Below are 7,201 nucleotides of genomic sequence, written 5' to 3' on the forward strand. Positions count from 1 at the left end.
AACCTCCGCACCGGGCGGGACCACCGAATTCCCGGCCCGGGAGCTGGGTCTGGGTGATCCGATCACCCTGCGCGGCGACGACGACCAGGTGGACCTCGCGATACCGGTGCCACCGGGAATGACACCGGCCGCGCTGACGATGGCCGTAGACCTGCCCGCGGATCTGGAACGCGGGACGGTCGACGTGGAATCCCGGGACCGCGTCATCGGGTACGCCGAGCTGCCCGCCGGACCCGCGACCCGGGTACCGGTCACCATCCCCCTCGGCGAGGCCACAATCGACGAACGGGCCGCGACACTCACCGTGCACGTGAATCTGTTCCCCGCACTGGGCCGCTGCCCCGACGACTGGTTCGATCACGGCGCCGTGCTGCGCGATATCCGGGTTTCCTACACCGGCGCGCCGCGGACACCGACGGTGATCGCCGACTTCCTGCCCCCTGTCCTGCAGGAACTGCGTGTCTACGTCCCGGAGACGCCCTCAGACCCGGAGTCCACCGCGGCACTGTCGCTGTCCACCGCGATCGTCGCGTACTACGGCAGCCAGCCGGTCCGGGTGAGCCTGCGCCGGCTCGCGCCCGACGGCGCCGTCACCGAACCCGACGACGATTTCACCCGTTCCATCGCCATCCGGGAAGGCGGGGACGCGGCCACCACCCTCACCCCGGCCACCGGGCCACCGGCCATGCTCGTCACCGGCAGCGGTGACGCCTTGATGAACCAGATCCGGCTGATCACCAGCCGGGTATCCGAATTCGCCGTGGGCAGCCGCGCGGTAGCGGGTTCCCTGGATCAACCGCCGATTCTGGCCCCCGAGACGACCACACTCGGGCAGCTCGGGGTGGGCGACCTCCGGGCCGCTTCGCACGCCCAGGTCAGCGTTCGATTCGGCCTCGACCAGTCCCGGCTCGGCCGGCCCTCGGGCGGTATCCGCGTCGCACTCCGGGGCCACTACACACCGTTACCGCCCAGCCAGGCCGGCCAGCTGGTGGTGACGGCCGGCGATCGGGAACTCACCAGCTGGGCCGCCGAGCCGTCCGGGCAGATCGACCGCTGGATCGATATCCCGGACGAGGTCCTGCAGCGTGACACTCCGGTGCAGGTGACGCTGCGCACCACCGGTGATACGGGCCGCTGCGGCACCGACCAGCCGCTGACCCTGACGATCCTGCCCGGTAGCGAGGTCACCAGCGAGCCGGCGCCGGGCGGGCCCCCCGACGGATTCCAGGCGTTGCCGGCGGCACTGCTGCCGGACTTCGATGTCGCGGCCACCACCGGCGATTTCGAGGATCTGAGCCGCGCCGTCACGATCACGAGCGGTCTGCAGTCGCTCACCTCCACCCGGCTCGCGCCACAGTGGACCTCGGTACCGGACGTCGTGGCGGGCAACCGCCCGGCCGTTCTCATCGCCGCCGACGGCCGGGCGCTGGACGGTATCTCACCACCGCTGAGCAAAACCGACGACACCCGCCTGCAGGTGACCGACCGGGACGGGACGACCACCGCACTGCAACTCTCCCCCGATCTGCGTTTCGCCTCACTGCAGAGCTACTACGACGGTGAGCGGCAACTCCTGGTCGCCACCAGCAATGCCGGCCCGGGCGAACTCGGCCGCACCCTGGACTGGGTGTCCGCCCGGCCCGAGGGGTGGTACGCACTGTCCGGCGACATCCTGTTCACGGCCGCGGGCCGCGAACCCGTCGACTACGCCCTGCCCACCGACACAACGGCACCCGCCGACTCCACGGCCTCGGTCACCACCACCATGCGGGTACTACTCGTCGTGGCCGGCCTACTCCTGATCATCGGCCTGATCGTGGTGCTCTGGTTCGCCGCGCGCGGCCTGCGCCCGGCGAACCGACGCTGACCGTGACGGGCCGCGCCGCGACCGGCCGGGCCGGCCGACTCGTGCTCCGCTGGATGATCCTGGTGGTGCTGACCGTTCTCGCGTTCCGGCGCACCCTCGTCGATATCTGGTCCGGGGCGAGCGACGGCACCAGCATCGGCTATCTGCTGGTGCTCGCGATCTCGGCGCTGGCACCGGTGCTCGGCGTCCGCCGGCGCGGGCGACCCGTACTACCCATTCACGATCGCGAAACCGATGTGATCGTCGGCGTCATCGGCCTGCTCATCGCACTCGCCGTACAACGGCTGCTGCTTCCCCGCTACGCCCCGTTCTATGAGCTGTTCCACTACGACGTGCTCGCCCTGGTCCTGTTCGTGCTCTCCGGCTCGGTCCTGCTGTTCGGCCTGCGGGCCACCGCGCGCTACTGGGCCGTGTGGGTTCTGCTGCTGGTCGTGAACCCGGTGTTCTATCGGCTCCTCGCGATCGCGCTGGGTGGTGGACGGTTCGCGTACACATTCGTTCTCATCGTGACCACGTCCCTGTGCCTGTCCTACGGCTTCCTGCGCGGCCGCGGCCGGGTCATCGGGGTCGCCGCGCTCGCGATCGCCGTCGACAGTGCCGTGTTCGCGCTGGTGACGCTCCGATTCCCGGAGCTCCGGATCTCGGTCGTGCTCGGCGGGGTCCTCCCGGTGACCGCCGTGGTGGTCGGCGCCTGCGCTCTGCTCCTGCGCGAACCCCTGATACCGCCGGCCGGTGGTCCACGCGTCGATATCCCGACCGAGCGCCCGTGGTACTCGGTCGCGGCGCTGGCCGCGGTCGCGGTGGTGCTCACCCTGACCCCGCTGCCGAAACCGGAGGGCGAGAACGTCGCGGCCGGACCGCCCTATCAGGGCGAGACGGGGTTGGTGGTGCCACCCGGCTGGCGCGAGACCGGGCTACAGGAGATGGACTGGCCGGCGCATTACTTCAGCAGCGACTCCACCTTCCTGCGCCAGACCATCCGGACCCGGCAACCGAATCCGGACTGGGACGTCATCGGCCGCAACCGCACCGCCCAGATCGATCTGCTGACCGTGCGCTACGGTGCCGCGCTCGATATCACGCCCACTCTGCTCAGTTACGATCTGCGCCACTCGCGCGTCAGCAATCCGCCGCGATCGGTTCCGATCGGCCGCGACATCACCGCGGCCATGTATTCGATCGTGGACGAACAGATACACCTGACCTGGAACTATCTCACTTTCGTGTGGCGCCGCGATGCCGCGCATATCCAGCGCGTCACCGTGATGACCGTCGACAACCACGAACCCGACGCATATTTCCTGCCGCCCCAGCCGACCCTGGCCGGTTTCACCGGCGGGACCATCGCGCTGCTCGCCCGCGGCGTCAGCGCGCTGACCGACGCCGAACCCGAATTCAAGGACGCCGATCTGCTCACCACCCTGGCCCGCGAACTCGTGGAGGTGCAACCCTGGTGAACGACGATCCGGGCGCGCCGCAGGAGCGGGTCGACGCCGCCCTGTACGACGCGGTACACGGGCTCCGAGAACGGCACCCGGAGGCCTCGGCCGCGACGGTGGTGGTCGCCTGGCAACGCTGGACCCTCCTCGCACTGCTGGCCCTGCTCGTGGGCGGCGCCGTCTTCGCGCGCGTCGGCACCCTGATCACGCTGACCGTGCTGTGCACGGCCGCCTACGTGTGGACGCTGGTGGACCGGCTGATCCTGTTCTACCGGGGATTGGACGGCCGCAGCATCGTCACCGTGACCGACGCCGACGCACTCGCCGCCGACGAGGCCGGGCTGCCGAGCTACACCATCCTGGTGCCGGCCTTCAACGAACCGGAAGTGATCGCCACCGTGATCGCGAATATGGCCGACTTCCGGTATCCAGCGGACAAATTGCAGGTGCTGCTCCTGCTCGAGGCCGACGACGACGCCACCATCGCCGCCGCCCGGGCCGTGGACTCACCGGAGTGGGTGCATATCGTCGAGGTACCGCCCGCCGAGCCCCGCACGAAACCGAAGGCCTGCAATTTCGGCCTGCATTTCGCCACCGGCGAGATCGTCACCATCTACGACGCCGAGGACCGTCCCGATCCGCTTCAATTACGCCGGGCCGCGGTCGCGTTCCGGCGGCTACCTCCCGAAACCGCCTGCGTCCAGGCCAGGCTGGCCTTCCACAACGGCGGACAGAACTTGCTCACCGCCTGGTTCACCGCCGACTACGCGCTCTGGTTCGGGTTCATCCTGCCGGGGCTGATGCGCGGAGACGCGCCGATTCCGCTGGGCGGCACCTCCAACCATCTGCGGCGTACGGTCCTGGACCGGATCGGGGCCTGGGATCCGTTCAATGTCACCGAGGACGCCGACCTGGGGGTCCGAATCGCCACCAACGGCTACCGCACCGCCGTCCTCGACTCGGTGACCTGGGAAGAGGCCAACAGCGACCCGATCAACTGGATCCGACAGCGCTCCCGCTGGTACAAGGGCTATCTGCAGACCTGGCTGGTGCATATGCGCCGGCCGGTCCGGTTGTGGCGCGAACTCGGGCCGCGTGGTTTCGCCCGCTTCACCACGCTGCTGGCCGGCACCCCGCTCATCGCCTGCCTCAATATGCTGTTCTGGCTCATCACCCTGGCTTGGCTGCTCGGCCAGCCCGACGCCATCCACGACCAGTTCCCGCCGTACGTCTACTTTCCGGCACTGTTCTGCCTGGTCGTCGGCAATACCGCGGTGATGTACATGAACCTGGTCGCCTGCCGGGAGAGCCGGCTCACCACACTGCTGCTGGCGGCCGTCACCGCACCCCTGTACTGGGTCCTGATGAGTATCGCGGCGATCAAGGGCACCTATCAGCTGATCGTCAAACCGTCCTACTGGGAGAAGACATTTCACGGGTTGCCCGGGACGCAGACCCCGGAGCCGACGGGCGCGCGGCCATGAGGACCACACGGTGGTTGTTCCTCGTGGCCACGCTCGCCTACCTCGCGGCAGGCCTGTACCTGGCGATCGAACCGCACTACATCTTCGGCGATTCGCTCAGCCGCACCTCGGCCGCGCGCAGCGCGCTGTTCAGCCGGGATCCGCATCTGGCGGCGATCGGTTTCATCTTCACCCCGCTCACCACGCTCATCCAGTTACCGGTGGTCGTGCTGAGTCATTGGTGGCCGGTGATCACCTCGTTAAACCTCACCGGAGTGCTCATGTCGGCGCCGTTCATGGCGGGTGCGGTGGTGCAGATCCGGGGTATCTGCCTGGACCGCGGGATCCCTGCCTGGCTGATGTGGTTGCTCACCGCCGTCTTCGCGCTCAACCCGATGGTGGTGTTCTACGCGGCCAACGGTATGAGCGAGGCTCCGTTCGTCTTCTTCCTGTGCTGGGCCACGCGCCGGCTGATCCGCTGGTTGTACACCGACGACGTCCACGATCTCGCGGTCGCCGGTACCGCGCTCGCGCTCGCCTATCTCACCCGCTACGACGCGTTGGCCGTCGCCGCCGGGGTCACGGTGTTCACCGCAGTGGTGACCTGGCGGCGCGCCCGTGGCCCGCGCCGGGACCGGATCACCGACACCGCCATGGACGCGGTGCTGGTCGCGGCGCCCATCGGGATCGCCTTCGTGGTGTGGACCGTGACCAGCTGGCTCATCACCGGCGAACCCTTCCAGCAGTTCACCTCCGATTACGGCAATACCGCCATCGTCGCGCAGAGCGGTTCGGGTGCGACGGTGACCCCGCTGTTCGGATTCCTGTACTCGATCAGCGAGATCATGATCCTGGGGCCGGTGCTACCGGTTCTCGTACCGGTCTGCCTGGTCCTGGCGTGGCGGCGCCGGGACGCCGAAGTCCTGGTCGCGGGGCTCGTTTTCGGCGCGGTGCTGGCGTTCGCCACCCGCAACCAGATGACCGGCACCACCTTTCCGTTTCTGCGCTTCTATATGAGCGCGACCCCGCTCATGGTCGTGCTGGCCGCTCAGCTGGTGCCCGCCCGCGGCGCCCTGCACGCCCGGCGGCCCGGACGTCACCGCCGGCCGCGGATCGCCGTGCCCGGATGGCGGCGGGCGCCCGCGATTCTCGCCGCGGCACTGGTGGTGGCGACACCGTTGGTCACCGGCGCCTTCATGCTGTCACCGACACTCTCGGTGCAGCAGTACGCCCTGCGGGAGATTCTCTTCCCGGACCCGGCCGACACCTCCGCCACCCGGTCGCAGGAGCGGCGGATCATCGCCTCTTTCGATACCGAACGGGAGATGGCCGGCTATATCGACGATCTCGGACTGCCGGAATCCTCGGTACTGATGGACACGGTGTACGGATTCGCCGTCTTCACCGCCACCGACCGGCCGAAAACGTTCGTGATCCCGTCGGATCAGGATTTCATCACCGTGCTCAACGACCCCGCCGCCCACGGTGTGCGCTACATTCTCGCGGTCCCCAACAGCGGCCGTGGCACCTCCGACGCGGTGAACGTGCGGTATCCGACCCTCTACGAGACGGGCGCCGATATCGCGACCCTGGAACTGGAGATCCCCAACGACGGCGACAACCAGCCCACCTGGCGGTTGTACCGGGTTCTGTCCTGATCGTGGCCTGCACTATCCGGGATCGGGCCCGCCCACATCACGGACCTCGAGCGGCCATCGGCCCATCGGGGGCGCCACCGCTCCGCCGCGCGCTGCCGCGGCGTCGACCGTGTACTGCCGCGCGGACGCCGGAGCCGGATCTCGGCGGGCGGCTTCGGCCAGCCAGCTGTGGGCGTACCGGAGCACCTCCATCGCGGCGGGCGCTTCCACGCCGCCCAGCAGCAGATCCCCGTGTTCCGGCGCCTTCAGCGCGGCCGCGCCGATGTTGTGCAGGGTGCGGCCGATACCGTCCGCGTCGCTCAGGTCACGGTAGATCGTGAGGGCACGCTGCCAGCAGCGCAATGCCGCTCTGGGCTCGCCCCTGGTCCAATGGACCACCGCGGTGAGTTCCTGGGCCCGCGCCCACCCGTCGTCGTCCCCGGCGTCGCGGGCGCGCAATGCGGCCAGTTCGAGCCGGTCCTGGGCCGCGTCCAGGCGGCCCTGCCGGATATAGGCCACCGCGAGGGCGGTGAGCACCCGGACCTGGTTCGCGGCGTCCGCACGCGGCAGCCGCCACCAGGCTTTTCGCAACCGCTCGACCGCCTGCGGAACCGCGTCCGGGTCGTCGGTGGCGTTCAGCAGCGTCAGCGCCCTCTCGTATTCGGCCCGGGCCCCCACGCCGCTGGTGCGACGCCACGGCGGCCGGCGCCGGGGAATGTCCGCACGATCTGCCGCGTGCTCGGGATCCGCACCCGCCCGGATCTCGATTCCCCGGTATCGGCTGCCGAGCTTCGC

Annotated in this window: 5 protein-coding genes; 4 read left to right on the top strand and 1 reads right to left on the bottom strand. The window is 69.2% G+C overall.

The window, feature by feature from the left end:
• From ACWDU1_RS26520 to ACWDU1_RS26535, 4 genes are all read left to right on the top strand, one after another.
• Positions 1-1,867: hypothetical protein (locus ACWDU1_RS26520; RefSeq protein ID WP_450002537.1), on the top strand; the 1,867-nt coding region annotated here is incomplete at its 5' end.
• Between the two features lie 2 nt (positions 1,868-1,869).
• Positions 1,870-3,324, top strand: a complete 1,455-nt coding sequence (locus ACWDU1_RS26525) for a hypothetical protein (protein WP_450002539.1) — start codon at positions 1,870-1,872, stop codon at positions 3,322-3,324.
• The gene (locus ACWDU1_RS26530) at positions 3,318-4,790 is read left to right on the top strand and encodes a glycosyltransferase (protein WP_450002544.1); all 1,473 of its coding nucleotides are present in this window, start codon (positions 3,318-3,320) and stop codon (positions 4,788-4,790) included. The genes ACWDU1_RS26525 and ACWDU1_RS26530 overlap by 7 nt, the downstream gene beginning before the upstream one ends.
• Entirely contained in the window at positions 4,787-6,427 is a 1,641-nt protein-coding gene (locus tag ACWDU1_RS26535) for an ABC transporter (RefSeq protein ID WP_450002540.1), read from the top strand. Before ACWDU1_RS26530 ends, ACWDU1_RS26535 begins: the two co-directional genes overlap by 4 nt.
• A gap of 12 nt (positions 6,428-6,439) precedes the next feature.
• On the opposite strand, the gene ACWDU1_RS26540 is transcribed toward ACWDU1_RS26535, so the two are convergent.
• A partial coding sequence (locus ACWDU1_RS26540; RefSeq protein ID WP_450002542.1) for a tetratricopeptide repeat protein occupies positions 6,440-7,201 on the bottom strand: 762 nt, incomplete at its 5' end.

It is taken from the genome of Nocardia sp. NPDC003345 (genome assembly GCF_053589395.1).